Origin of the sequence: Bradyrhizobium arachidis (assembly GCF_015291705.1) — a bacterium.
Lineage (GTDB): Bacteria > Pseudomonadota > Alphaproteobacteria > Rhizobiales > Xanthobacteraceae > Bradyrhizobium > Bradyrhizobium arachidis.
This window is the reverse complement of the sequence record NZ_CP030050.1, coordinates 668,230-695,152: the sequence shown is the minus strand read 5'-3', so window position 1 is coordinate 695,152 and position 26,923 is coordinate 668,230. Positions and strand designations below refer to the sequence as shown.

The window sequence follows — 26,923 nt, the reverse complement described above, 5'->3', positions numbered from 1 at the left end:
TGACAGACTTCCAAGACACAGGGACCCATAACCACGGGGAGGAGTTGCGGCGCGAAAGCGATAACCCCGAGTCCCCGTAACCACATCTTCCTGGGGTTATGGGTCCCGGATCGGCGCTTCGCTTGTCCGGGACGACAGCTGCGCCCTGCACGCTACTTCCGCCCCACAACGAGCGCATCGACGATGGTCACGCCGTGCCCTTCGGCGTGCACCAGCACCGGGTTGAGCTCGATCTCCGCGATCTCCTGCGCATGCCGTGCGGCGAGCACGGAGATATCGGCGATCAACTGCGATAGCGCCGGCACATCCGCTCTTGCCGCTCCGCGAAAACCATTCAACAGCGGCGTGGCTTTCAGGCCCGCCAGCATTGCGCCCGCCTCCTCCGCGCTGACAGGCGCCGGGCGATAGACGACGTCGCGGAACAACTCCGTGGTGATGCCGCCGAGGCCGACCATGACCATCGGGCCAAAGGTCGCGTCCGTCATGGTGCCGACGATGATCTCGACGCCGCGCTTGGCCATCGGGCCAACGAGCACGCCCTGGAGCGTCGCCTCCGGCTTGTGCTTGCGCGCATTGGCCAGCAACGCCTCGAACGCCAGAAACACCTCGCCCTTGGTGGTGATGTTGACGCGCACGCCGCCGACTTCGCTCTTGTGCGCGATATCGGGCGACTGGATCTTCATCACCAGCGGAAAGCCGATTCTAGCGACCGCATCGTCGAGCCCGGTTTTTTCCTGCACCAGCACCTCGTCCGGCAGCGCGATGCCGGCGGCGCGGAGCAGCGCCTTGCTGTCGGCCTCGGACAGAGCCTTTGAGATCAGATGCGCGGAGAGATCGCGCGCCGGCAGCCGCGTCTCGTCCGCGGGCTTCGGCAGGCTGAATTTTGCGTAATCGACGAGCTGCCGCATCGCGACGCCGACATGGGTGAGCCCCGAGAGCACGACGACGCCGGATTTGGCGAGCTCGCGGCGCGCGAAGTCGGACGGCACCGTGTAGGAATAGAACACCACCGGCTTCTTCTGCGCCGCCAGCACCGGCGTCAGCTCCTCCTCCTTGAAGGGCTTGCGCACCTCGCTCGACAGCGACAGCACGACCAGGATCGCATCGACCTCGTTGGAGGCAGTCAGCAGATCGACGCTCTTTTGCAAGCCGCCGGAGGTGACGCCTTGCGCGGTGACATCGATAGGGTTGCGCGCGGTGCCGTAGGACGGCATCAGCGTCTTAATCTCCGTCTGGATCCGTTCGGACAATTCGGGGACCTGCAGGCCGCGCAGCGCCACCGCGTCGGCGCCCCAGATACCGGCGCCGCCGGAGACGGTGACCACCGCGACGCGATCGCCTTGCGGCAGCGGATTGCTCGCCAGCACCGCCGCGATCGTCAGCGCCTCGTCGAGATCGTTCGAGACGATGAACCCGTACCTCGCGAACACGGCGTCGTAAGCCGCTGACCATCCCGCCATGCTTGCGGTGTGCGAGGCCGCGGCGCGCATCCCGGCGCCGGAGCGGCCGACTTTCGTGACGATGACGGGCTTCTTCATCTCCCCGGCGCGCCGCGCGGCCGCGAGGAATTTTTCGACGTCGCGGATGCCCTCGATGAACAACAGGATCACGTCGGTCGCGGCGTCCTGCACCAGGTAGTCCAGGAACTCGCCGGCGCCGAGATCGGATTCGTTACCGGCGCTGACGACGTAGCTCACGGCGATGCCGAGCGCCTTGGCACGATGATAATACGCAAAGCCGATGCCGCCGCTCTGCGCGACGATGCCGATCCGCTTCGTCGTGGCGACCAGCGGCACCACATCAGGCTTGACGTCCACCGCGGGGCTGAAGGTCGCGGCGACGCGCTGCACCTGGCTGAAAAAGCCCTCGGCGTTGGGGCCTGATATCCGCATGCCGGTGCGCCTCGCCAGCGCCGCGATCGCATCCTGCATCGCCGCGCTGTCGCCGCCTTCTTCCGCAAAACCGGAGGAGATGATGACGGCGTTCTTCACGCCGGCGGCGGCGCATTGCTCGAGCGCGGGCAGGACCGCGCGGGCGGGAATGATGATGACGGCGAGATCGATCGGCGCGCCGATCTCCGCGATCGATTTGTAGCAGGCGAGCCCGTCGATCTCGGTATAGTTCGGGTTCACCGGATAGATTTTGCCGGGATACTCGTTCTTGCGCAGCATCGACAGGAGCCGCCCCGGGATCTTCTCGTGATCGCGCGAGGCGCCGATCAGCGCGATGCTTGCGGGGGCAAAGAAGCTGTCGAGCGGATGCGGCATGGCGTGACCCCTTCTTGTTCTTCTTTGCATCCGCAGCACCGTTATCCGTCATCCTGAGGTGCGAGCCGCGCGGTGCAACGCACCGTGCGGGGAGCCTCGCAGGATGAACGGCCCCGCCGGTGGCCGTCGCCCTTCGAGGCTCGCCGAAGAGGCGAGCACCTCAGGGTGACGGATCACTACGAAGGAATCAACTCACGCGGAACGTCACGCCGCCCAGCAAAAACTCATTGCCCGCCACTGCCAGCCCCTTCGCCTTGGCCGCATGCAGCACGCTTGCAACGTCGACTACCCGGAACTCCAGCGCGCTCATGATCTCGCTGGCGCCCTTGACGAAGCGGAAGGTGGCGTTGGGCAGCTTCAATTCGGCCTCGCCACTCGGCGCAACGCCGATGATCTTGCCCCAGTGCTCCGCCAGCCCCTGCGGATCAGGGCTCTGCATCTCCACCGCAGTCAGCGCCTCGGTGACATCCTTGCGGATGAACTTTTGCCAGCCGGGCCCGGCCGGCGGGTACGGACCTAAGATGTCATCGCTGCCTTCGGTGTGGTTGAACTCGATGAAGGCGGCGCGGCAGTCGCGGGGGTGGAGCTGGACGCCGTGATAGGGCGCATGATCGATCACGTTCGCCGTACGCGCGCCAAGCGCATTGGCGTTGCGTCCACGCTCATCCGGATCGTCGCAGCAGAAGATCGCCATGTAGCCGCCGCGGCCGCCGGTCTTCTCGATGAAGCGGCCGGCCGCGGTGCCGCCCTTGAACGGCGCCACCACCTCCAGCAGGATCGTGTCGACCGGGAGCAGCGCGTTCTCCAGGCCGTATTTGGCGACGTTGCCGTCGCGATAGCAGACGGAAAGGCCCATGATCTCCGCGATATCCGAGATCACGGGCGCAAGCTGCGGCGCGACGAGGCAGATCTGCCGCAGCCGCATATAGGGCGCCATCGTCATGCGCCCTTGAAGGTCGGCTTGCGCTTCTCGACGAAGGCCTTTGCGGCCTCCTTGTGGTCCTCGGTGTCGCCGCAGCGGGTGTGGTGGATCGCCTCGCCATCGAAGCAATCTTCCAGCGCCAGATGCTCGGCATTGTTGATGTTGCGCTTGATGAAGCCGAGCGCGATCGAGGGACCCTGCGCCAGCGACAGCGCGAGCTCGTGCGCGGCGGTATCGATCTCGGCATCGGGCACGACCTTCGTCACCATGCCGATCGCGTGCGCTTCCTTCGCGGTGAGAACCGGCGACATCAGATAGAGCTCGCGCGCCCGCGCGCTGCCGAGCAACTGGGTCAGGAAATAGGTGCCGCCGTAATCGCCGGAGAAGCCAACTTTTGCGAAGGCGGTCGTGATCTTGCAGGACTCGCTGGCGATGCGCAGGTCGCAGGACAACGCCATCGACAGGCCGGCGCCGGCCGCGGCGCCGTCGAGCTGCGCCACCACGGGCTTCGGCATCTGGTGCAGGATGCGCGAGACTTCCATGCCGCGGCGCAGGTTCGCAAGCTTCTGCTCGAACGGCAGCGGCGCGCGGCCGGCCGCCATCGACTTGACGTCGCCGCCGACACAGAACGAGCCGCCCGCGCCCTTGAACAGCACCGCGCGCACCTCGGGATCGTCAGCCGCGCGCCGCGCCGCCTCGACGAGGCCGGCCACCATCTCGGGGTTGAGTGCGTTCTTCCGCTCCGGGCGATTCATGGTGATGGTGAGCAGCCCGCCTTCGAGCTTTTGCAGGACCATGTCGTTCATGGGTGTTTGCCTTTTTTCTGTGGCGCCACTCTCTCACTTCGTCATTCCGGGCGCGCAAAGCGCGAGCCCGGAATCCATTTCTCGACCGTCATTGCCGCCCGATGGATCCCGGGCTCTCGCTTCGTGAGCCCCGGGATGACGGCGTGACTTGCGTCACGCCGTCACTTCTTCACCAGCGGGCAGCGCGACTGCTCCAGCGACTGGAACGCTTCGCTGCCGGGCACGGTGGCGAGTAGCTTGTAATCGTCCCAGCGGCCCTTGGATTCCGACGGCTTCTTCACCTCGAACAGGTACATGTCGTGGACCATGCGGCCGTCCTCGCGGATCTTGCCGTTATGAGCGAAGAAGTCGTTGATCGGCGTCTCCTTCATCACCTTCATGACCGCGGCGGCGTCGGTCGTACCCGCCGCCTTCACCGCCTTCAGATAGTGCGTGACGGAGGAATAGACGCCGGCCTGTGCCGAGGTCGGCGGCCGCTTGACGCGCTCTTGAAAGCGCTTCGAGAACGCGCGCGTCTCGTCGTTCATGTCCCAGTAGAAGGCTTCGGCCAACAGTAGGCCCTGTGCGGTCTCGAGCCCGATCGAATCGATGTCGGTGACGAAAGCGAGCAACGGCGACAGCTTCTGACCGCCCTTGGTGATGCCGAACTCGGCGGCCTGCTTGATCGCGTTGACGGTGTCGCCACCGGCATTGGCGAGGCCGATCACCTTGGCCTTGGAGGACTGCGCCTGGAGGAGGAACGACGAGAAGTCCGACGTGTTGAGCGGATGGCGCACGCTGCCGAGCACCTTGCCGCCGGTCTTGGTCACGACGGCGCTGGTGTCCTTCTCCAGATCCTGACCGAAGGCGTAGTCGGCGGTGAGGAAGAACCAGGTGTCGAGGCCTGACTTCACGGCCGCGAGGCCGGTCACGTTGGCCTGGCCGAACGTGTCGAACACGTAATGGATGGTGTAGGGACCGCAGGCCTCGTTGGTGAGACGGATCGAGCCCGGGCCGTTGAACATGATGATCTTGTTGCGCGCTTTCGCGATCTCGCCGGCGGCAAGCGCGGTCGCGGAGGCCGCGACGTCGTAGATCATCTCGACGCCCTGATTGTCGATCATGTCGCGCGCGATGTTGGCGGACAGGTCGGCCTTGTTGAGATGGTCGGCGGCGAGCACCTGGATCTTGCGTCCCAGCACCTCGCCGCCGAAATCCTCCACCGCCATCTTGGCCGCGGTCTCGCTGCCGGGGCCGGTGATGTCGGCATAGAGGCTCGACATGTCGAGGATGCCGCCGATCTTCAGCGGCGGCTTGTCCTGGGCCTGGGCCGCAGCGCTCGCGCTCAGGGCAAACGCGGCGGCAAAAATGCCGGACAAAATATGCTTCATGGAAAATGACCTCCCGTTATCGCGCCGTTGCTCTGATGGCGGCTTGGTTATTTGCTGTTGCCGCGATCATGCCGCATGCGCGACAGCGCAGCAAGCACGGGGACGTTGCGCGCGCATGATTGACGCCCATGTTTTCCGCAAAGCGGAATGGCTGGAAGACGCAAGATGTTTCCGCGTTGTCATTGCGAGCGAAGCAAGGCGATGCGTGAGGCCATTACGTAGCATCACGCGAACTGCCGTAGGGTGGGCTCGCACTCTTCGCGCCGTGCCCACGAGCCGGCGCCACGAACCACAGACGTGGGCACGCTTCGCTTTGCCCACCCTACGAGTGCCCCTTCGTCGTTCGCTACGTTTGAGTTAAGATGATCGCGTAACGCAACCTCTCCGGGTCACGTGACGCGACTGCTTCATCCCATCGTCGCATTTTTTCTCGTCGCGGTGACACGGCGCTCGCCGCGCCGTGCCAATTCGATACGCTGGGCGAGGGCCGCGTCACGGGAATCGTCGATGCGCGCAGCGTGCGTCTTGACGACGGACGCGAGGTCCGCCTCTCCGGGATCGAGGCGACGGCGAAGACCAAGCAGGCGCTGACATCGCTGCTCGCCGGACGCGACGTGGTCCTGCGCGGCAATGACGACACGCCCGACCGCTACGGCCGGCAGGGCGCACTCATGTTCATCGGCGAAAACGACATCTCCGTGCAGGCCATGTTGCTTGCCCAGGGCGACGCCATCGTCTCCGGCGAGATCACGGACAAGGACTGCGCCGCGGCCCTGATGGCGTCGGAGGCCGGGGCGCGGCGCCAAAAAATGGGCAGCTGGGCTGACCCGTCGGCCATAAAAAACGCGGAAAGTTCGGACGATATTTTGGCCGGGATCGGGCGCTTTATGGTGGTCGAGGGCAAAGTCCTGTCGGTCCGGCAAGCTGGGGCAACGACCTACCTCAACTTCGGACGGAACTGGACACGCGGCTTTGCCGTGACTATTTCAAAGCGCGCGTTACCGACCTTCGAGGGCGCGGGGATCGCCCTTAAGTCCCTGGAGAATAAACGGATTCGAGTCCGGGGCTGGATTGAGGGAACGACGGGGCCGCGTATCGACGTGCGTCTCTTGGGACAGGTTGAATTGCTGGGCGCAAACGAGCCTACTGGGGTAAGGCCTTAAGGGCCGGGCACGGGTTAATCGACGTGAATGGGGTGCTAGAACGGCACGGACGAGGTGATTGCCGCCGCCTGCGGGCTGCGCCGGCCGCGCTTTGCCTTGCGCTGGGCGGCCTTCTCGCCGGTTGCGGCGACATGAACCGGTTCCAGACCGCGGCCGCCCCGCCGACCGTTGCGCTACCCAAGCCGAAGCCGGCCGTCGCGCAGACCCCCGCCACCGAAAAGGAGCACGAGCGCATCCTTGCGAGCTATGGCGGCACCTATGACGATCCCAAGCTCGAGGCGCTCGTCAGCAAGACCGTCGACCGGCTGGTTGCGGCGTCCGACCGCCCCGACCAGGGCTACAAGGTCACCATCCTCAATTCCGGCGCGGTGAACGCCTTCGCGCTGCCGAACGGCCAGCTCTATGTCACGCGCGGCCTGCTTGCGCTCGCGAGCGACACCTCGGAATTGTCCTCCGTGCTCAGCCACGAGATGGCGCATGTGCTGTCCAAGCACGCCGCGATGCGCGAAGACCAGGCGCGCCAGGCCGCGGTCGTCACCCGCGTCGTCACCGACATGAGCAACGATCCCGATCTCACCGCGCTCGCGCTCGCCAAAACCAAGCTCACCATGGCGAGCTTCTCGCGCAATCAGGAGTTCGAGGCCGACGGCATCGGCGTCGGCATTTCCGCCAAGGCGCATTTCGACCCCTATGGTGCGGCACGCTTCCTCTCGGCGATGGAGCGCAATGCCGAGCTGAAGGCCGGCAAGACCTCGCTCGATCCGCGCGCGCAGGATTTCACCTCGTCGCATCCGGCAACGCCGGAGCGCGTGCAGAATGCGCAGACCATCGCGCGGCAATATTCTGCGCCCGAGGGCGCTGAGCGCGACCGCGAGAGCTATCTCGCCGCCATCGACAACCTCGTTTATGGCGAAGATCCCAGCGAAGGTTTCGTCCGCGGCCGCAGATTCCTGCATCCGAAACTCGGCTTCACCTTCCAGGCGCCTGACAATTTCACACTCGACAACACCGCGCAGGCGGTGATCGGCGTGCGCGACGGCGGCTCGCAGGCGATGCGCTTCGACGTCGTGCGTGTGCCGGCCGAGCAGTCGCTCGGCGATTACCTCAATTCGGGCTGGATGGAGGGCGTCGAGAAGGCTTCGACCGAGGACATCACGATTAACGGTTTTCCGGCCGCCTCCGTCACCGCCAAGGGCGACCAGTGGCAGTTCAAGGTCTACGCGCTGCGGTTCGGCAGCGACGTCTACCGCTTCATCTTCGCGGCCCGGCAGAAATCGACCGAGAGCGAGCGCAACGCCCGCGAGACCGTCAACTCATTCCGCCGCCTGACGCTCGACGAGATCCAGGCCGCGCGTCCGCTGCGCATCAAGGTCATCACGGTGCAGCCGGGCGACACCGTGGAATCGCTGTCCCACCGCATGGCCGGCGTCGATCATCCCGCCGAGCGGTTCCGCGTGCTGAACGGGCTCGATCGCACCGCGCAGGTGAAGGTGCGCGACCGCGTGAAGATCGTGGCGGATTGACGCGCGCTAAGCGCGGACCCGGGATCTCGAGCTACATATCTCGCTGCCGTAGGGTGGGCAAAGCGAAGCGTGCCCACCATCCTTGCGCGCAATCATTGAGAGATGGTGGGCACGGCGCTGCGCGCCTTTGCCCACCCTACCAGGCTCGAGCTTACGAGCTGGAGCCCGCGTCCATATCGCCGGCCTCGCGCTGGCCGCTGAGCCAGAGCGCAAGCAAGGTCCAGAACGCGCCGGAGAGCAAGTACGCACCCGAGGCGATGACGCCGAGATTGGTGGCGAGCAGCAGCGCGACCAGCGGCGCAAAGCCGGCGCCGAACAGCCAGGCCATGTCGGAGGTCAGCGCCGAGGCGGTGTAGCGATAGGCCTGCCTGAAATTCGAGGCGATCGCGCCCGAAGACTGGCCGAAGGAGAGACCCAGCAGGATGAAGCCGATCACCATGTAGATGGTCTCGCCGAACGCGCCGGCGTCGAGCAGCTGCGGAGCAAAGCCGCTGTAGATCGCGATTGCGATCGCCGATCCCATCAAGAGCGACTTGCGGCCGACGCGGTCAGCGATGATGCCGGAGGCCACGATCGCAGCGACGCCGAACACGGCGGCGACGATCTCGATGATCAGGAAGCGCACCGGGCTCTCGCGGGTGAACAGGAACACCCAGGACAGCGGAAACACCGTGACCATGTGGAAAAGTGCGAAGCTCGCCAGCGGCGCGAAGGCGCCGAGCATGATGTTCTGGCCTTCGCGCGCGACCGTCTCGGAGATTCGCGAGGGCTGGAGCTCGCGGGTCTCGAACAGCGAGGCGTATTCCTCGGTCGTCACCATGCGCAGGCGGGCGAACAGCGCCACGACGTTGATGGCGAAGGCGACGAAGAACGGATAGCGCCAGCCCCAGTCGAAGAAATCGTCGGCCGACAGGTTACCCGCGAAATAGGCGAACAGCGCGCTCGCCACGATCAGCCCGAGCGGGGCGCCGAGCTGCGGCACCATCGCGTACCAGCCGCGCTTGGAGGGCGGCGCGTTCAGCGCCAGCAGCGAGGCCATGCCGTCCCAGGCGCCGCCCCAGGCCAGACCCTGCGCGATGCGCGCCAGTGCCAGCAGCCAGATCGCGGCGACGCCGATGTCGTGATAGCCGGGCAGGAACGCGAGCGCGACGGTCGCGGTGCCGAGCAGGAACAGCGCCGAGACCAGCTTGGCGGTTTTGCCGTAGCTGCGGTCGACGGTCATGAAAATCACGGTGCCGATCGGCCGGGCCATGAAGGCCAGCGCGAAGATCATGAAGGAATAGAGCGTGCCGGTCAGCTCGCTCGTGAACGGGAAGACCAGGCGCGGGAACACGATCACCGAGGCGATCGCGAACACGAAGAAGTCGAAGAATTCCGAGGTGCGGCCGATGATGACGCCGATGGCGATCTCGCCGGGACTGGCCTGGTCGTGGCCGTGCTCGCCCGAGTGGAGGTCTGCCATTGCGGGGGTCTGTGCCGTCGCCATTCGTGCGCCCTTAACGTCCTGAAAACCAAAGCCGACCGCCCGGCGAACGCCAGGCAATCTGGACCTGTCTGACCCAACATCCCGCACTGCAACATTGGACAAATTGTCCAATGTCCGGATTGTTGCGCCGCAGCTACCCGTTGGCCCCGCAAAGGAAACTCATTCTCAAAGGCTCGGCCCGTGTCTCGTCTCAAGATCCTGGCGCTACTACCCCTGGCAGTCGCGCTCAGCGGCTGCAACTACGTCGTGCTGGCGCCAGCCGGCGACATCGCTGCCCAGCAGCGCGACCTCGTCATCATCTCCACCGTCCTGATGCTCCTGATCGTCGTCCCCGTGATGGCGCTGACGGTGCTGTTCGCCTGGCGCTACCGCCAGTCCAACGCCTCGGCCCGCTACGAGCCGGAATGGGACCACTCGACCAAGCTCGAGCTGGTGATCTGGTCGGCGCCACTTCTGATCATCGTTTGCCTTGGCGCGCTGACCTGGATGGGCACGCATCTGCTCGACCCCTATCGCACGCTCGGCCGCATCAAGGCGGAGCAGGCCATCGACCAGTCCAAGGCTCCGCTCGAGGTCGACGTCGTCGCGCTCGATTGGAAGTGGCTCTTCATCTATCCGGACTATGGCATCGCCACCGTCAACGATCTGGCCGCGCCGGTCGATCGTCCGATCAACTTCCGCATCACCGCCTCCTCGGTGATGAACTCGTTCTACATCCCCGCGCTCGCCGGCCAGATCTACGCGATGCCGGGCATGGAGACCAAGCTCCACGCTGTGGTGAACCACGCCGGCACCTACAAGGGCTTTTCGGCGAACTACAGCGGCGCCGGCTTCTCCGGCATGCACTTCAACTTCCAGGGCCTCGACGACAAGGGCTTCGATGCCTGGGTCGCGCAGGCCAAATCGGCCGGCGGCTCGCTCGGCCGCGCTGAATATCTTCAGCTCGAGAAGCCCAGCGAGAACGAGCCGGTGCGCCGCTACGGCACCGTCGATGCCGATCTCTATCGCCTGATCCTCAACATGTGCGTCGAGACCGGCAAGATGTGCCAGAGCGAGATGATGGCAATCGACGCCAAGGGCGGCAACGGCCATGAGGGCCTGAACAACACCCTGCCGCTCACCTACGACAAGTACGCCCGCCGCGGCACTCCGTTCGGACCCGAGCCGACCTTCGTCGCCGGCACCTGCACGCCGGAAGCGCCGCAGGGCCAGAGCACCGCGTCGATCAAGGCCCCCCTCGACACCGCGCCGCTGCTTGGCGCCGGCCTGAAGCGGCCGACCTTCGCGCCGCTGAAGTCCTCGTCCTTCTTCCTCGGACAGCGTCCGAAGTCAGACTCCTAAAGAGATCCAGCATGTCTCCTGATCTTCTCAAGCTCATCTTCGGCCGGCTCGGCATCGATTCGCTGCCGTTCCACGAGCCGATCCTGGTCGGCACCTTCGCCGTGGTCGCGCTCGGCGGCATCACGCTGTTTGCCGGCGTGACCTATTTCCGCCTCTGGGGCTATCTCTGGCGCGAATGGTTCACCACGGTCGACCACAAGCGCATCGGCATCATGTACATGATCCTCGGCATCGTGATGCTGCTGCGCGGTTTCGCCGACGCCCTCATGATGCGCGCGCAGCAGGCGCTCGCGTTCGGCGGCTCCGAAGGGTTCCTCCCCGCCCATCACTACGACCAGGTCTTCACCGCCCACGGCGTGATCATGATCTTCTTCGTGGCGATGCCGCTGGTCACTGGCCTGATGAACTACGTCGTGCCGCTCCAGATCGGCGCGCGCGACGTGTCGTTCCCGTTCCTGAACAATTTCAGCTTCTGGATGACGGTCGGCGGCGCGGTGCTGGTGATGGCATCGCTGTTCATCGGCGAGTTCGCCCGTACCGGCTGGCTGGCTTATCCGCCGCTGTCCAACATCGGCTACAGTCCTGACGTCGGCGTCGACTATTACATCTGGGCGCTACAGGTCGCCGGCGTCGGCACGACGTTATCGGGCATCAACCTGATCTGCACCATCGTCAAGCTGCGCTGCCCCGGCATGACCATGATGAAGATGCCGGTGTTCACCTGGACCTCGCTCTGCACCAACGTCCTGATCGTCGCCTCCTTTCCCGTCCTGACCGTCGTGCTCGCGTTGCTCTCGCTCGACCGCTACGTCGGCACCAACTTCTTCACGAACGATTTCGGCGGCAGCGCCATGATGTACGTGAACCTGATCTGGATCTGGGGTCATCCCGAGGTCTACATCCTGGTTCTCCCCGCCTTCGGCATCTTCTCCGAGGTGACCTCGACCTTCTCCGGCAAGCGCCTGTTCGGCTACACCTCGATGGTCTACGCCACGGTCGTCATCACCATCCTGTCGTACCTAGTCTGGCTGCACCACTTCTTCACGATGGGCTCGGGCGCCAGCGTCAACTCGTTCTTCGGCATCACCACGATGATCATCTCGATCCCGACGGGCGCGAAGATGTTCAACTGGCTGTTCACGATGTATCGCGGCCGCATCCGCTACGAGCTGCCGATGCTGTGGACGATCGCCTTCATGCTGACCTTCGTGCTCGGCGGCATGACCGGCGTGCTGCTCGCGGTGCCGCCGGCCGACTTCGTGCTGCACAACAGCCTGTTCCTGATCGCGCATTTCCACAACGTGATCATCGGCGGCGTGGTGTTCGGCGCGTTCGCCGGCATCAACTACTGGTTCCCGAAAGCGTTCGGCTTCAAGCTCGATCCGTTCTGGGGCAAGCTGTCGTTCTGGTTCTGGGTCACCGGCTTCTATCTCGCCTTCATGCCGCTCTATGTGCTCGGCCTGATGGGCGTGACCCGACGCCTGCGCGTGTTCGACGATCCGAGCTTGCAGATCTGGTTCGTCGTCGCCGCGATCGGCGCCGGCCTCGTCTTCCTCGGCATCATGTGCATGCTGATGCAGTTCGCGGTCTCCTTCCTCAAGCGCGAGCAGCTCAAGGACGTCACCGGCGATCCCTGGGACGCGCGCACGCTGGAATGGGCGACCTCCTCGCCTCCGCCGGACTACAACTTCGCCTTCACCCCCGTCGTTCACGACAATGACGCGTGGTGGGACATGAAGAAGCGCGGCTACCAGCGTCCGCTCTCCGGCTTCAGGCCGATCCATATGCCTAGCAGCACCGGCACCGGCATCATCCTCGCCGGCCTCGCCACCGCAATGGGCTTCGGCCTGATCTGGTACATCTGGTGGCTCGCGGCCGTGAGCTTCATCGCGATGCTCGCCGTCGGCATCGGCCACACCTTCAACTATCACCGCGACTTCGACATTCCGGCTGAAGACGTCATCCGGACTGAAGACGCGCGCACCAAACTGCTCGCCGGAGCCAAGTAAATGACGATCGCTGTCAATCCCACCCAAACCGGCGAGCCGATGTTCTACCTCGCCGACGAACACCCGCATCCGGAAGGCTACAGCACCTCGCTCGGCTTCTGGATCTACCTGATGAGCGACTGCCTCATCTTCGCGATCCTGTTCGCCACCTTCGGCGTGCTCGGCGGCAACTACGCCGCCGGCCCCGCGCCGAAAGACCTGTTCGACCTCAACCTGGTCGCGGTGAACACCTCGATGCTGTTGCTGTCGTCGATCACCTACGGCTTTGCCATGCTGACGATGCAGCAGAACAAGGTCGCCCAGACCCAGATGTGGCTGGCGATCACCGGCCTGTTCGGTCTCGCCTTCATCGGCATCGAGCTCACCGAGTTCGCCCACATGATCCACGAAGGCGCTACCCCTCAGCGCAGCGCCTTCCTGTCCGCCTTCTTCACCCTGGTCGGCACCCACGGCCTGCACGTCTCCTGCGGCCTGATCTGGCTGGTGACGCTGATGGTGCAGGTCTGGAAGTTCGGCCTGATCGAGGCCAACCGCCGCCGCCTGATGTGCCTGTCGATGTTCTGGCACTTCCTCGACGTGGTCTGGATCGGCGTCTTCACCTTCGTCTATCTCCTGGGAGTCCTGCGATGAACACCGATACCCACGCAGCCGGCGCGCACGACCATCACCACGGCGATAGCCACGCCCACGGCACGTTCTCGACTTATATGCTCGGCTTCGTGCTCTCGGTCGTGCTGACCGCGATCCCGTTCTGGCTGGTGATGAGCGGGGCACTGCCGAGCAAGCAGATCACCGCACTGGTCATCATGGCGTTCGCGGTCGTGCAGATCGTCGTGCACATGATCTACTTCCTGCACATGAACACGACGTCGGAGAACGGCTGGAGCATGATGGCGCTGATCTTCACCATCGTCATGGTGGTGATCGCGCTGTCCGGGTCGCTGTGGGTGATGAACCACCTCAACAGCAACATGATGCCGATCCACCAGATGACGGGAATGAAGTGAGCGACACCGGGACCTTGACGGGCAAGGCAGAGGGGACGCGCGGCAAGACTGCGCGCCCCTCTTTGTGGCTCACGGTCCTCTCGCTCACCGCCATTGTCCTTCTGATCGCGCTCGGCATCTGGCAGGTCGAGCGCCGCGCCTGGAAGCTGGCGCTGATCGACCGCGTCGAGCAGCGCGTCCATGCCCCGGCCGAGCCGATTCCCGCGCCGGCGTCATGGCCTGCGGTCACCACCGCGAACGACGAATACAGGCACGTCCGCCTCGCCGGTCGCTTCCTGCACGATCGCGAGACGCTGGTTCAGGCCGTCACCGAGGAGGGTCCCGGCTATTGGGTGCTGACGCCGCTTCAGCGCGATAACGGCACGCAGGTCCTGATCAACCGCGGTTTCGTGCCGTCCGAGCGGCGCGACGCATCGACGCGCCAGAGCGGCAATCCCGACGGCAAGGTCGAGATCACCGGCCTGTTGCGCATGACCGAGCCGAAAGGCGGATTCCTCCGGAACAATGTGCCCCAGCACAACCGCTGGTATTCGCGCGATGTCGCCGCGATTGCGGCGGCACGCAGCCTCACCCACGCCGCGCCGTTCTTCGTCGATGCTGACGCCGGATCACAAACCGCCGGCGGGCCGATCGGCGGATTGACCGTGATCCGCTTTCCCAATAACCACCTGATCTACGCGCTGACGTGGTTTTCCCTGGCTTTCATGCTGGCCGGCAAGCTTTTCGTCACATTCGGCGGCGGGCTGTTCCGCCGCACGCGCTTCGTCCACGAACCGGAAGGCGGGCCCGATGCCGCCGCCCGCAGGACGGGATCAGATGCTGGAACGATCGTCGAACAGGCCTGACGACGGAAGAACGCAGACGCTTGCGGGTAGCGCCGTCACGCTGCAATCGCAGGCGGACGCGCGCGGCGAGTTGATCGGCGCTGCGCCGACCGACGACGAGACCAACCGCAAGAACATGGCGCTGCTGATCCAGCTGCGCTGGACCGCGGTGGTCGGCCAGATCGTGACCATCGGCGGCGTGCATTTCTGGCTCGGCATTCCCCTGCCCCTGGAGCGGATGGGCGCGGTGATCGGCGCGCTGGTGCTGCTCAATGTCTCCAGCCTGATCTGGGTGCGCCATCGCGCCGCGATCTCCAGCAATGAGCTGCTTGTCGCCTTGATGCTCGACGTCGCAGCGCTCACCGCGCAGCTTTACCTCAGCGGCGGGGCCACCAATCCCTTCACCTCGCTGTTCCTGCTTCAGGTGACGCTCGGTGCGGTGCTGCTCGATGCCCGCTCGACCTGGTCGCTGGTCGCGCTGACCTGCGCCAGCTTCGTCTGGCTGACGATCGCCTATCGCCCGCTCGACCTGCCGCCGAACCCGCTGAGCGAGACCTATACGCTCACGGTCGCCGGCATGCTGCTGGGCTTCGTGCTCAATGCGGTGCTGCTGGTCGTATTCGTCACCCGCATCAACAGGAATCTGCGCCAACGCGATGCGCATCTGGCGGCGCTGCGCCAGCATGCCGCCGAGCAGGACCACATCGTGCGCATGGGGCTGCTCGCCTCCGGCGCCGCGCATGAGCTTGGTACGCCGCTGGCCTCGCTCTCGGTCATCCTCAGTGACTGGCGCCGCATGCCGGATCTCGCCGCCGATCAGGAGCTCGCCGAGGATCTCTCGGAAATGGAAACCTCGCTGCAGCGCTGCAAGACCATCGTCACGGGCATCCTCGTATCGGCCGGCGAAGCGCGCGGCGAAGGCTCCTCGCCGACCACGGTAACGGCGTTCGTCACCGCGCTGGTCGAAGAATGGCGCGACGCGCGCTCGGCGCGCACCCTCTATTTCGTCAACACCTTCGGCGAGGATGTCGCGATCGTCTCCGACATCGCGCTGAAACAGGTCATCTTCAACGTGCTCGACAACGCCTATGAGGTCTCGCGCGACTGGGTCGAGCTCGTGGCCGAGCGCGAGGGCGACAATCTCGTGCTGGCGATAAGCGACCGCGGCCCGGGCTTCGCGCCGGAGATGCTGGCGCAGCTCGGAAAACCCTATCAGTCGAGCAAGGGCCGCGCCGGCGGCGGGCTCGGCCTGTTCCTGGTGGTCAACGTCGTGCGCAAGCTTGGCGGCAGCGTGACCGCCGAGAACCACAGGAAGCGCGGCGCCACCGTCCGCCTGACGCTGCCGCTCGCAACGCTCGCGATCGGAGACAAGTTTGACACCTGACCGCTCGCTCATTGTCGTCGAGGACGATGCCGGCTTCGCGCGCACGCTGAAGCGCTCGTTCGAGCGCCGCGGCTACGAGGTCGTGCTGGCGGCCTCGATCGAAGAGGTGCGCAAGGTGCTGGAGGAGCGCTCCTTCGGCCATGCCGTGGTCGACCTCAAGCTCGGCGGTGCCTCCGGACTCGCCTGCGTCGAGCTACTGCACACCCACGATCCGGAGATGCTGATCGTGGTGCTGACAGGCTTTGCCAGCATCTCTACCGCCGTCGAAGCGATCAAGCTCGGCGCCTGCCACTATCTCGCCAAGCCGTCCAACACCGACGACATCGAGGCCGCCTTCAACAGGGCCGAAGGCAACGCCGAAGTCGCGCTCGACACGAGGCCGACCTCGATCAAGACGCTGGAATGGGAGCGCATCCACCAGACGCTGATCGAAACGGACTTCAATATCTCGGAAGCGGCCAGGCGATTGGGGATGCATCGGCGCACATTGGCGAGAAAGCTCGAGAAGCGGCCGGTGAAATGAGCCGTCGTCCCGGGCTCGCGCTTCGCGCGCCCCGGGACGACGCCGAATATGTCGCGGGTCCCTGCGGCTTCACGAACCCGCCGCCCCCGCGAGCGAGCCAACCTTGGAGAGAAGCAGCTTCAGGATCGGAGACTTGTTCGCCTTGTGATAGGCGACAACGAGGTCGAGCGTGGGCGCCTCTCCCCGCACCGGCCGGGTCGTGATGGTCTCGGGCAGATATCGCCTGGTATAGGCCGGCAGCATCATGACGCCGCGAGTCGATGCAATCATCGAGATCGCGTGGACGACGTTGTGCACTTCGCGGTCGGGCTTGAGGTCGATACCGGCCCGGCCAAGATAGTCGAGCACGATGCGGCGCACCGCGGGCGCGGATTTGGAAGGCAGGTAGAAGGTCTCGCCCTTGATCTCCTCAGGCGCCACTGCGGATTGTGAAGCTAGCCGGTGATCGCTGGGAAAGACGAAGACCAGCGGATCGGTGCGCACGCGCCGGCAGGCCAGATCCCCCATGTTCTCTTCGGGCCGGATGAAGGCGGCATCGAGCTTTCGCCGCATCAGTGCCCTGGCGAGTGAAGGCGAGTAGTCGCTCGACAGGCGGATGTCGATGCCGGGAAATGCATCGCGCAAGACGCGATTCACCTCCGGCAGCAGGTCGATCTCGGCGCCCGACAGAAAGCCAAGCGAGAAAGCCGGCTTCGGCGGTTGCGCGGCATGGAGCGCGGCTTCCTTTGCGGCGTCCGCCTGCAGCAGCGCCATTCTGGCGTGATCGAGAAAGGCCCTGCCCGCCGCCGTCAGCGCGATGCCCTGGGCACTGCGGCTCATCAAGGGAACGCCGACCTCCTGCTCGAGGTCACGGATCTGACGGCTGAGCGACGGCTGTGACGTGTGCAGCTTCTGCTCGGCCGCAACAGTCAGGCTGCCTGCGTCGGCCACGGCAACGAAGTATCGGAGATGCCGAAGCTCCATCGCGATCTCCCATGCTCATCGGGCATGGGCCCAGCTTACAAAGTCTTTTTCAGCACAGCCAGCCGACCGTATAGCCACCGTCAGCGAGGTCTGCCTCGCAGGCAGGACGCGCCTCAGGCACCGTACGGGAGCGAGCTCCGCATGTTCAAAGGCATTCAAACGGCGCTGCTGATCCTCGCGCTGGCGGGAGCTGGCGAAGCCGCCGCGCAATCCCCCAACGATCAATCGAAGGCAAACGGCATGGAAACGGATGTGGCAGGGTTGAAGCAGGCGATGCTCGGCGAGTGGGAGAGCATCGCACCGGAAGTGCGGCCGAGCGCGGCCAAGAATTCTGACGGCTCACTCAAGCCGTTCTATCTCAAGCGCACCTTCAAATATCAGCCGTCCGACCGGTTCGAGCTCGAGATCGTCAACTCGGCCGATCCGTTCGGGGCGGTGCCGCTCGCCCGCATCAGGATCGGCGGGCACATGCTGTGGCGGGGCGCGCATCCGATCGCCCCCGGTGCGCAAAAGGTCGACTTCGTCGCCGACGAAGCCTACGAGGTCACGCCGCTGGCGATAGGGTTTGCCGATCTCCTCAACAAGGTCGCCTCAGCCGGATACGCGCCGTGGACGGTCGATACACCCCAAAGCATCTTCGGCAAGACATTCGCGCCCTTCGGTCTCCAGCAAGGCACGAACTTCATGGAGTACGACCTCGTCTATCTCCGTGGCAGCCTGCTGTTCTGGGGCGCCCGCAATATCGACGGCCGCGGCTTCGATACCGAGCAGAACCGGCCGACCAATTTGCAGATTCCGCTGATCAGGAAGTAACGGAGGAGCACAGTCATGAGCGGGGCCGGCCAGGATCACCGCGTCAAATTCGTCCTCGACGCATTCGACACGCTCTTCAACAAGCGCGACTACGCCGCGGCCGAGCGCCTCTGGTCCGCGCAATATATCCAGCACAGCGCTCATATCCCGCCGGGCCGCGACGGGCTGTTTGACCTCGTCAAGGGTCTACCCGCCACGTTGCGCTACGAGAACCACGTCGCGGCAGCGAGCGGCGATTTCGTCATTCTCCATGGACGCTTCAGCGGGATTGGCGCGCCGGCCGCATGGGTCGTTGCCGATATCGTGCGGCTGGAGGATGGCATGCTCGCGGAGCATTGGGACGTCATCCAGGACGAAGCAACGCAGGCGCAATCGCGCAGCGGCCTGCCGATGTTCGGCGATCGTTTCCCGGCCTGACCACGGTCACACCAAAGCTGATCGCCACCGCGTTCTCAAACAAAAAGCCCGGCCGAGCGGCCGGGCTTTTGATCTCTTGCGATCGACGAGGGCTTACGCGGCCTCGTCGGCGACGGTGGTGTCGTCGCCATCCGTATCGTCGGCATCGCCCTCGGCATCGCTCTCGCCTTCGCCGTCGGCAGCTTCCGCCTTGGCGTTGGTGCGGCGCGGGCTCTTCGCGAGCTGGGCCTCGATCTCCTTGACCGCTTCGGTCTCGGTCGAGTGCTGCACCACCGCGATCTCGCGGGACAGACGGTCGAGCGCCGCTTCATAGAGCTGACGTTCGCTGTAGGACTGCTCCGGCTGCGACTCCGAGCGATAGAGGTCGCGCACGACTTCCGCGATCGCGACGATGTCGCCCGAATTGATCTTCGCTTCGTATTCCTGGGCGCGGCGCGACCACATGGTGCGCTTGACGCGGGCGCGGCCCTTGAGCGTCTCCAGCGCCTTCTTGACCAGCGCGGGCTCGGACAGCTTGCGCATGCCGACGTTGGCGACCTTGGCGGTCGGAACGCGGAGCGTCATCTTGTCCTTGATGAAGTTGATGACGAACAGCTCGAGCTTCGCACCGGCGATCTCCTGCTCCTCGATGGCCAGGATCTGGCCGACGCCGTGAGCGGGATAGACCACGAATTCGTTGGCCTTGAAGCCCTGACGCTGGGTCACGACCTTCTTTTCCTCGACCTTCGGCGCAGCAGCGGGCTTCGCGGCCGGCTTGGCGGCAGCAGCAGCGACGGGAGCCTTGGCAGGCGCAGCAGCAACGGGAGCCTTCGGCGCGGCGGGCTTGGCAGCGTGAGCCTTAACAGCAGCGGGCTTGGCAGCAGCAGGCTTGGCAACGGTCGCTTTCGCGGCCGGTTTGGCAGACTTGTTAGGCATTGCGCTTCTTTTGTTCTTCGAGGACTTTGCAGCCGGCGCCTTCGTCGCGGTCCGACCCTTGGATGCGCTACGGCTGGCCGCGGCGACTTTTTTGGCCTCCTTATGGGAAGCCCTCGCTGAAGTACTCTTTTTACGCGTTTTCTGTGACACAGCCTGCGCGCGGAAACTGCCACGCCCCTGTTCGACATTTTGGTTTCACGGGAACCCAGAGGGGCCAACGGGGCTGACGGGGTTCGGCTCAATGTGCCCAATATAGCACATTTCCCGCAAAAATCAATGATTTAGGGGCTTTTGTGACTGGTTTTCGGCGCCGACGAAGGTATTAGGGTTAAGTTTGGACCCGATTCAGTCTCCGGAACCGGGGTTCGGAGAAAAATATTTCTCGAACTTGCCGTCCATCCCGTCGAATTCCTTGGCGTCGGCGGGTGATTCTTTCTTCTGGGTGATGTTCGGCCAGCTCTTGGCGTAGTCGGCGTTGACCTGGAGCCACTTCTCCAGGCCCGGTTCCGTGTCCGGCTTGATGGCGTCGGCGGGGCATTCCGGCTCGCACACGCCGCAATCGATGCACTCGTCCGGATGGATGACGAGCATGTTGTCACCCTCGTAGAAACAATCGACCGGGCAGACCTCGACGCAGTCGGTGTACTTGCACTTGATGCAGTTTTCAGTGACGACGTAAGTCATCCAACGCTCCGAAAAGCTCTCTTAAAAGTCGCGGCTTGCGTAGCGCGGATGGCCCGGCGCCGCAAGGTCGGGAAGCCCCGATCATGACGGCTTTATGTGGTTGATCGACCAAGAAATGAATTCGAAGCGCAATTAATTGCCCCGAGAACCTGGATTGCCTTCGCTCAGCTCCTCGTAGAGCACACGGGCCGAGGCAGCATCGCCGCGGCGTTCGTTGAAGGCGGTGACTTTCAACACACGCACGGTGCGATCGAGCGCGATGGTAAGGACATCACCGAGCTTGATCGCATGGCCCGGCGATGTCTCGCGGGCGCCGTTGACGCGGACGTGGCCGGACTCGACGAGCTCGGCCGCGGAGGTGCGCGCCTTCACCACCCGCGCGTGCCACAGCCATTTGTCGATGCGCTGCCGCTCGGTCGTGGGATCACTCCTTCCGACCGGACAGTTGCTCCTTCAGCGCGGCGAGCTTGGCGAAGGGCGAGTTCGGATCGATGGGACGATCGCGCTCGCGCGGGTTGGCGCTCGAGGCGTAGGGACGGAGCGAGGGACCGGACTCGCGGTCGCGACGATCGCGGCCCTTGTCGCGGTCGCGACCGCCACGGTGCTCGCGCTCGCCCGGCTTGCCCTTGTTGCGATCGCGGTCACGATCGCGATCCTTGCCCTCGAAGCGGCGGTTGTTGTCGCTGCGCTGCTCGCGGCGCTCGCCACCACCCTCTTCGCGACCCTTGCGGAAATCCCTGCCATCCCTGCGATGACCGCCGCCGTGACGATGTCCCGGCTTCGCGCCTTCAGCAGCTTCGCCGGGCGCGGCGCTCGCTGCACCGGGCGCGGCGCCCGCTTCAGCACCGGCCTGCGGACGCGGCTGGTTGTGATGGCGCTGGTGGCGATGGCGCTCGTGGCGCGGCTTGCGATCCTCGTGACGGCCGCCGGGACGCCAGACCTCGACCAGCTCGGGTTCGGCGGGCGCAGCCGCGGCCTCGACAGGCGCGGCGGCATCCGCCGATGCGGCGGCTTCCGTTGCAGCGGTCTCGGCAGGAGCGGCTTCAAGACCGGCAGCCTCCGTGGGCGCAGCGGTTTCTTCCGCTGGCGGAGCGGTGCCCGGAGCGTCCTCGGGCGTGACGGGAGCCTCGGGCGAGGCTTCCAGCGCCGGCTCCTCATGCGCGGGCTCGTCGTGCTGCTCCATGCCGGGCGCGTCTTCGACAGTGACGGCTTCAGCAACTGGCGTATCAGAAGCGGCGGCCTCGGCCGGCAGACCGGCGACGGCTTCAGCGGCAGTCTCGGTCGAGGTCTCCGCGCTGGCTTCAGTGGGCGGCGTCTCGGCCGCAACGGTCTCCGCAGCAGGCGCTGCCGGCTTCACCGGCAGCGGCGGACGCTTCTCCATGCGATAGCCGAGCGCACGCAGCACCGAGGCAAAATCCTCACCTGCCGAGCCGGTGAGCGAGGTCATCGCCTGCGTCACCACGAAGCTACGGCCATCGAATGCGCCGGCGGGCTTTTCGCCGGGCGAGTTCTCGCGCCAGGCCAGCGCCGGGCGGATCAGATCGGCAAGACGCTCCAGGATGTCGACGCGCACGGCGCGTTCGCCGGCCTGCTTGTAGCCGAGCACGCGATAGGCATCGCGCGGTAGCTGCTTGTCGACCGGGAACGAGGTGCGGCCGGACGAGGCCAGATGCTGCGCGCCCGAAAGCGAGGACAGATCGACATTGTCCTGCTTCAGCGCCCACAAGAGCGCAGCGAGCGCACGCGCGGCGGGCTTCAGGAGGCCGGGGAAATAGATGTGATAGGCGCCGAAGCGCACGCCGTATTTGCGCAAGGTCGCGCGCGAGGGCTGGTCGAGATCCTTCAGCTCGTTCGCGATCTTCGGACGCTCCAAAACGCCGAGCGCCTCGACCAGCTGATAGGCGATGCCGCGGGCAATGCCGGTGACGTCCTCGGCCTTCGACAGCTCGAACATCGGCCCGAGCAGCTTTTCGATATGCGTTTTGAGCCAGAGCTCGAGGCGCGCCTGCACCTTCTCGCGGGGGCCGCCGGTGAGGCGCTCGTCGGAGATGATCCGGATGCGCGGATGCAGCGCGTCGTCTGCGGCCGACAGCCGCGCCACGGCATCGCCGGTCCAGCGGATCATGCCCTCCGAGGTCAGCACGAACTGGTCGTCCGGCGCGTTGCCCAGTTTTTCGGCGCGCGCATTGATCTCGCCGGCGAGCACCGCTTGCGCTGCAGCCTGCAAGGCTTTCGCATCGGAGCCGGCCTCCGCCGCATCCGGTGCAAAGGTGAAGCCATCGAGGCGGCCGATGACATGGCCTTCGACGATGACTTCGCCGGTCTTGCCGATTTCAGTATTCAAGCTCGTGTTCTCCCGCAGGCGGCGCATCAATACACTGGTCCGACGATCAACGAAACGCTCAGTCAAGCGTTCATGGAGCGCATCCGATAATTTATTTTCGACCTCCCGCGCGATCCCCTGCCAGCGTTCGGGGTCTTTCAGCCAGTCCGGGCGGTTGGCGACGAAGGTCCAGGTGCGGATCTGCGCGATCCGGGCCGACAGCGTGTCGATGTCGCCGTCGATGCGGTCGGCCTGGTCGACCTGGGCCGCGAACCAGGAATCGGGGATGCAGCCCTTCTGCATCAGGAAGCCGTAGAGCGTGGTCACGAGCTCCGCATGGGCGGCCGGCGACAGCTTTCGGTAATCCGGGACCTGGCAGGTCTCCCAGAGCCGCTCCACGGCGGCCTTGCCATGCGCGATATCGCGCACCTCGACGTCGCGGGCGGCGTGGTCGAGCACGCGCATGTCCTCGGCGATCGGCGCACGCGTCAGCACCTCGTGGCCGGGGGCCAAGTTCAGCGACACCTGGAGCGCGCCGAGCGAGGAGAAATCCAGTTTCGAGTTGCGCCATTGCAACATCTTCACGGCATCGAAGGTGTGGTTCTGCAGCGCGTTGACGAGCTCGGGCTCGAACGGCGCGCAGCGCCCTGTCGTACCAAAAGTGCCGTTGCGCGTGGCGCGTCCGGCGCGGCCGGCGATCTGCGCGAATTCGGCCGGCGTCAGGCGGCGGAACTGGTAGCCGTCGAACTTTCGGTCGGAGGCGAAGGCGACGTGGTCGACGTCGAGATTGAGGCCCATGCCGACGGCGTCGGTGGCGACGAGGTAATCGACGTCGCCATTCTGGAACATCGCCACCTGCGCATTGCGTGTGCGCGGCGACAGCGAGCCCAGAACAACGGCGGCACCGCCATGCTGGCGGCGGATCAGCTCGGCGATGGCGTAGACCTCATCCGCCGAGAAGGCGACGATGGCGGTGCGGCGCGGCTGGCGCGTGATCTTGCGGTCGCCGGCAAATTCGAGGCTGGACAGGCGCGGCCGCGTGATCATGGAGACGCCAGGCAACAGCCGCTCGATGATCGGGCGCATGGTCGCTGCGCCCAGCAGCAGCGTCTCGTCGCGGCCGCGGCGGTTGAGGATGCGGTCGGTGAAGACGTGGCCGCGTTCGAGATCGGAGGCGATCTGGACCTCGTCGACGGCGAGGAAGGAGACGTCGATGTCGCGCGGCATCGCCTCGACGGTCGAGACCCAATAGCGCGGGTTCTTCGGCTTGATCTTCTCCTCGCCCGTGACCAGCGCGACGCTCTCGATGCCCGCGCGGTCGGCGATCTTGTTGTAGACCTCGCGCGCAAGCAGGCGCAGCGGCAGGCCGATCATGCCCGAGGGATGCGCCAGCATCCGCTCGATGGCGAGATGGGTCTTGCCGGTGTTGGTCGGCCCGAGCACCGCAGTGACGCCCGCGCCGGGTGCGCGCTCGGAAGCGAAGGGGGAGGAAGAGAAGGGCATGTCTGGGGGATTAGGTAATGGCGATTTGGGCGAATGTCAGTGCTGGATGGGGCGTGTTGGAGGCTCGTGCCCAATCCCGTCATCCTGAGGTGCGAGCCGTGCGGCGCATCGCGCCGTGCGGGAAGCCTCAAAGGATGAACGGCCCGGATGCCAGCCGAGTGGCACCAGCCGGGCCCGTCGTCCTTCGAGGGCCGCTGAAGAAGCGGCCACCTCAGGATGACGGGACGCACCACCGATCGCGTGGGAGCGCGCTCCCCAAACCTCGCGCAACTGTCTCACTTTGCGACGCTTTTCCCGTTCTCTTTAAGCTTCGGAACGACTCTAGAACGAATCGCGGCCGAATCGCTGACTCCCCATTGAGTCCTGTTACGTTCACGCAACATGTCGCGGGACTCGTTTTGCGTGTGCACTAGATGGAGTTTTGGGGTGGCGCACAAGCGACGATTTGAGGACGGAAATGCTTAAGTTGGGGACGGCGGCGAGTCGAATCAGAATCGGGGAGGAGTCAAATGGATTCCTGTTCCAGGCGCCCAAACCCATTTCGCGAAAACAACCCCATGCACAGTAGAACCGGCCCGCCGCCGGAAGGGCGGGGTAACGGCGGGTAAGGCGTTGATATAGCGTGAAAAATCCTGTCGATCCGTCATCCTGAGGTGCGAGTGGCGCGGTGCGCAGCATCGCGCCGGGAGCCTCGAAGGATGGACGGCCCGGATCGGGCGGCAGGCAGGGCTATTCGCGCGGGAACAGCGGGGCTGTCGCCCTTCGGGGGCCGCTGAAGAGGCGGCCACCTCAGGGTGACGGTCTGAGAGGTGAGTGCGCGGATAAAGACCTACTGCGTCTTCGCCACGCGCGGGGGCTGGGGCGAGGTGATAAAGCTGGTGGCTTCCAGCATCGCGGGACCGAGCGGCGTCGGGACCTTCAGCCAGAACGGGACCAGGATGCGCGTGCCGGCGACCGGGGCAAACGCGATCTCGATGTTGCGCTGGGCGGCGAGGTATTTGATCACCGGGCGGTCGGGGATGTAGCCGGCCACGGGGACGAAATAGAGCGCGCAGACCACGACCGGGCCCCTGTAGCCCTTCTCCGCTTTCACCGTCTCCATGCGCTTGAAATCGAGCTTGAGGTCGTAGCGCATGCGGCCGTCGAACACGGGCGCGGCGTTGTGGCAGGCATCGGGCGTCACGGGATCGCCGGTGCCGGGCACGCGCAGCAGCGAGGCCGTCATCGGGTCCCAGACGCCGCGGCGATGCGCGTCGGTGACGACGATGCGGTCCGGATCGACCGGCGGCTCCGGCACGATGCCGAACTCCTTCACATTGCCCTTGTCGAGGGTGATGCGGATCTCTTCGGTCTTCTTCGAGGTGGTGGTGGAGGCCTGGTAGCCGGTCGCAACCAGCGCGCCGTTGACGACGCGGCCCTGCGAGGCGCCGGTGCCGGACCCGCCCGCGAACGATTTCAAAAGCCCCGTGGTGCCGCCGGAGGCGGCGGCCGCGAACACGTCGTCGCCGATATCGATGTTCCAGGCGCCCTTGCCGACGGGAATGCCCGCCAGCGTCGCCTCATATTGCGCCTCGAGCTTGCCCTGCGCGGCCACCGGCTCGGCGCCCCACGCGAGCGCGAGCCCGCAAAGGGTCGCGAAGGCCAGCCGGCGAGCCGAGCGCGGCCGGGACGCAAGTCGGGAAGGTCTGGGCACGAAACGATCCAATCGGGGCGCGACGGTTGTTACTTAAGCAAAAAACGCGGCGGGCAATGTGTCCGGGCATCCAGCCTGGAACTTGAGCGGACTTTTCAAGCCCGATTGCGCCCTTTATGTGATGGTAAGGGGTTTCAATCATTGCCGTTTTGGTGATCGGGGCGCATCAGGGGCGCGCACCCTCTCACCACCCATTCCGTCGTCATGCCCCGCCTAGTGCGCAATTGCGCACGGGGGCGGGGCATCCAGTACGCCGCAGCTTCTCGGTTCCAGCCGCGCGGCCGGTGGAATACTGGATCGCCCGGTCAAGCCGGGCGATGACACCGTGGTGGGGCAGAGCGCGGCCCCACAACCCCGCCCAAATCCTTGACTACCCGCCCCTTCCCCCCTATACGTCCGCCCGCTCCCTGCAAGGACAGAGAATTTGCCCCTGTGGCGCCCCGAATGGCGGCCGCAACTCATTGGGGGCTCGAACCAAGGAACTATGCCATGTCTCGCCGCTGCGAACTGACGGCCAAGGGCCCCCTCGTCGGCCACAAGGTCAGCCACTCCAACATCAAGACCAAGCGCCGCTTCCTGCCGAACCTCGTCAACGTGACGTTCATCTCGGAAGCCCTGGAGCGCAACGTGCGCCTGCGCGTCTCCACCAACGCGGTGAAGAGCGTCGACCACAATGGCGGCCTCGATGCCTTCCTGCTCAAGGCCAATGCCGACGCCCTGTCGCCGCGCGCCCTGGAGCTGAAGCGCGCCATCCAGAAGAAGGTCGGCGACACCGCGCCGGCGAAGAAGGCCAGCTAAGATTTCCTTTTCGGGCGGAGGCTAAGTTGCGTCGCGTGGCGTAGGCTTAGCCAGTCGAGTTTTGCGTGACGGCCGGATCGAAAGATCCGGCCGTTTTTGTTTTTGGAAATCGATAGCTGCGCGGAAAGTTCAATTGCAGATTGAACGATAGATGTCCAAGATGATCGGCAGGGGCTTACGGGCAGAGTT

22 protein-coding genes and 1 pseudogene are annotated in these 26,923 nt (G+C 65.2%); 12 read left to right on the top strand and 11 right to left on the bottom strand.

Features of this window, described 5'->3' with window-relative positions; all coding sequences use genetic code 11:
- Positions 1-152 precede the first annotated feature (152 nt).
- From WN72_RS03240 to WN72_RS03225, 4 genes are all read right to left on the bottom strand, one after another.
- Positions 153-2,267: an acetate--CoA ligase family protein gene (locus WN72_RS03240; protein ID WP_092220440.1), complete on the bottom strand. Its 2,115-nt coding sequence runs from the start codon at positions 2,265-2,267 to the stop codon at positions 153-155.
- A 187-nt stretch (positions 2,268-2,454) separates the two neighbouring features.
- Complete coding sequence (locus tag WN72_RS03235) at positions 2,455-3,204, bottom strand: VOC family protein (RefSeq protein WP_167381180.1); 750 nt, start codon at positions 3,202-3,204, stop codon at positions 2,455-2,457.
- A 2-nt stretch (positions 3,205-3,206) separates the two neighbouring features.
- A complete protein-coding gene (locus WN72_RS03230; protein WP_092220437.1) occupies positions 3,207-3,995 on the bottom strand; it encodes an enoyl-CoA hydratase in 789 nt (262 codons plus the stop codon).
- A 161-nt stretch (positions 3,996-4,156) separates the two neighbouring features.
- On the bottom strand, positions 4,157-5,365 hold the full coding sequence (locus WN72_RS03225; RefSeq protein WP_027565008.1) for an ABC transporter substrate-binding protein: 1,209 nt from the start codon (positions 5,363-5,365) through the stop codon (positions 4,157-4,159).
- Positions 5,366-5,767: 402 nt separating this feature from the next.
- On the opposite strand from WN72_RS03225, the pseudogene WN72_RS03220 reads away from it, so the two are divergent.
- Both WN72_RS03220 and WN72_RS03215 read left to right on the top strand, forming a co-directional pair.
- Positions 5,768-6,528, top strand: a pseudogene (locus WN72_RS03220) (thermonuclease family protein).
- 131 nt (positions 6,529-6,659) lie between these two features.
- Entirely contained in the window at positions 6,660-8,051 is a 1,392-nt protein-coding gene (locus tag WN72_RS03215) for a M48 family metalloprotease (RefSeq protein WP_244554007.1), read from the top strand.
- Between the two features lie 151 nt (positions 8,052-8,202).
- Here the strand turns inward: WN72_RS03215 and WN72_RS03210 are convergent, their stop codons facing one another.
- Complete coding sequence (locus tag WN72_RS03210) at positions 8,203-9,537, bottom strand: MFS transporter (RefSeq protein ID WP_092220435.1); 1,335 nt, start codon at positions 9,535-9,537, stop codon at positions 8,203-8,205.
- 180 nt (positions 9,538-9,717) lie between these two features.
- On the opposite strand from WN72_RS03210, the gene cyoA reads away from it, so the two are divergent.
- The 7 genes from cyoA to WN72_RS03175 are packed head-to-tail and all read left to right on the top strand — an operon-like array spanning position 9,718 to position 16,625.
- Positions 9,718-10,878, top strand: a complete 1,161-nt coding sequence (cyoA, locus tag WN72_RS03205) for a ubiquinol oxidase subunit II (RefSeq protein WP_092220433.1) — start codon at positions 9,718-9,720, stop codon at positions 10,876-10,878.
- Positions 10,879-10,889: 11 nt separating this feature from the next.
- Positions 10,890-12,887: a cytochrome o ubiquinol oxidase subunit I gene (cyoB, locus tag WN72_RS03200; protein ID WP_092220431.1), complete on the top strand. Its 1,998-nt coding sequence runs from the start codon at positions 10,890-10,892 to the stop codon at positions 12,885-12,887.
- Positions 12,888-13,517: a cytochrome o ubiquinol oxidase subunit III gene (gene cyoC / locus WN72_RS03195; protein ID WP_027565013.1), complete on the top strand. Its 630-nt coding sequence runs from the start codon at positions 12,888-12,890 to the stop codon at positions 13,515-13,517.
- Positions 13,514-13,894, top strand: a complete 381-nt coding sequence (cyoD, locus tag WN72_RS03190) for a cytochrome o ubiquinol oxidase subunit IV (protein ID WP_027565014.1) — start codon at positions 13,514-13,516, stop codon at positions 13,892-13,894. Before cyoC ends, cyoD begins: the two co-directional genes overlap by 4 nt.
- Positions 13,891-14,739, top strand: a complete 849-nt coding sequence (locus WN72_RS03185) for an SURF1 family protein (protein ID WP_092220429.1) — start codon at positions 13,891-13,893, stop codon at positions 14,737-14,739. Before cyoD ends, WN72_RS03185 begins: the two co-directional genes overlap by 4 nt.
- On the top strand, positions 14,711-16,102 hold the full coding sequence (locus WN72_RS03180) for an ATP-binding protein (RefSeq protein ID WP_167381179.1): 1,392 nt from the start codon (positions 14,711-14,713) through the stop codon (positions 16,100-16,102). The genes WN72_RS03185 and WN72_RS03180 overlap by 29 nt, the downstream gene beginning before the upstream one ends.
- A complete protein-coding gene (locus WN72_RS03175; protein ID WP_027565016.1) occupies positions 16,092-16,625 on the top strand; it encodes a response regulator transcription factor in 534 nt (177 codons plus the stop codon). The genes WN72_RS03180 and WN72_RS03175 overlap by 11 nt, the downstream gene beginning before the upstream one ends.
- A 69-nt stretch (positions 16,626-16,694) precedes the next feature.
- Here WN72_RS03175 and WN72_RS03170 read toward each other — a convergent pair whose 3' ends face one another.
- Positions 16,695-17,588: a LysR substrate-binding domain-containing protein gene (locus WN72_RS03170; protein ID WP_092220425.1), complete on the bottom strand. Its 894-nt coding sequence runs from the start codon at positions 17,586-17,588 to the stop codon at positions 16,695-16,697.
- A gap of 141 nt (positions 17,589-17,729) precedes the next feature.
- Here WN72_RS03170 and WN72_RS03165 point away from each other — a divergent pair, with 141 nt between their 5' ends.
- Together WN72_RS03165 and WN72_RS03160 are read left to right on the top strand one after the other, a co-directional pair.
- Positions 17,730-18,401 carry a hypothetical protein gene (locus WN72_RS03165; RefSeq protein WP_027565018.1) on the top strand — a complete coding sequence of 224 codons (672 nt, stop codon included), beginning with the start codon at positions 17,730-17,732 and terminating at the stop codon, positions 18,399-18,401.
- A 15-nt stretch (positions 18,402-18,416) separates the two neighbouring features.
- Positions 18,417-18,818, top strand: a complete 402-nt coding sequence (locus tag WN72_RS03160; protein WP_027565019.1) for a nuclear transport factor 2 family protein — start codon at positions 18,417-18,419, stop codon at positions 18,816-18,818.
- A 93-nt stretch (positions 18,819-18,911) separates the two neighbouring features.
- Here WN72_RS03160 and WN72_RS03155 read toward each other — a convergent pair whose 3' ends face one another.
- The 5 genes from WN72_RS03155 to WN72_RS03135 all read right to left on the bottom strand — a co-directional run bounded on the left by WN72_RS03155 (position 18,912) and on the right by WN72_RS03135 (position 25,936).
- The gene (locus tag WN72_RS03155) at positions 18,912-19,733 is read right to left on the bottom strand and encodes a CarD family transcriptional regulator (RefSeq protein ID WP_167381178.1); all 822 of its coding nucleotides are present in this window, start codon (positions 19,731-19,733) and stop codon (positions 18,912-18,914) included.
- A gap of 345 nt (positions 19,734-20,078) precedes the next feature.
- Positions 20,079-20,417, bottom strand: coding sequence for a ferredoxin FdxA (gene fdxA / locus WN72_RS03150; RefSeq protein WP_025033361.1), 339 nt, complete (start codon positions 20,415-20,417; stop codon positions 20,079-20,081).
- Between the two features lie 132 nt (positions 20,418-20,549).
- Positions 20,550-20,792, bottom strand: a complete 243-nt coding sequence (locus tag WN72_RS03145; protein WP_027565021.1) for a S4 domain-containing protein — start codon at positions 20,790-20,792, stop codon at positions 20,550-20,552.
- Between the two features lie 49 nt (positions 20,793-20,841).
- Entirely contained in the window at positions 20,842-24,243 is a 3,402-nt protein-coding gene (locus WN72_RS03140; RefSeq protein ID WP_092220421.1) for a helicase-related protein, read from the bottom strand.
- 829 nt (positions 24,244-25,072) lie between these two features.
- Positions 25,073-25,936 (bottom strand): DUF3108 domain-containing protein, encoded by an 864-nt coding sequence (locus WN72_RS03135; RefSeq protein WP_430640413.1) that lies wholly within the window; start codon positions 25,934-25,936, stop codon positions 25,073-25,075.
- 489 nt (positions 25,937-26,425) lie between these two features.
- Between WN72_RS03135 and rpmB the strand changes: the two genes are divergently transcribed.
- The gene (gene rpmB / locus WN72_RS03130; RefSeq protein WP_092220416.1) at positions 26,426-26,734 is read left to right on the top strand and encodes a 50S ribosomal protein L28; all 309 of its coding nucleotides are present in this window, start codon (positions 26,426-26,428) and stop codon (positions 26,732-26,734) included.
- Positions 26,735-26,923: the final 189 nt, after the last annotated feature.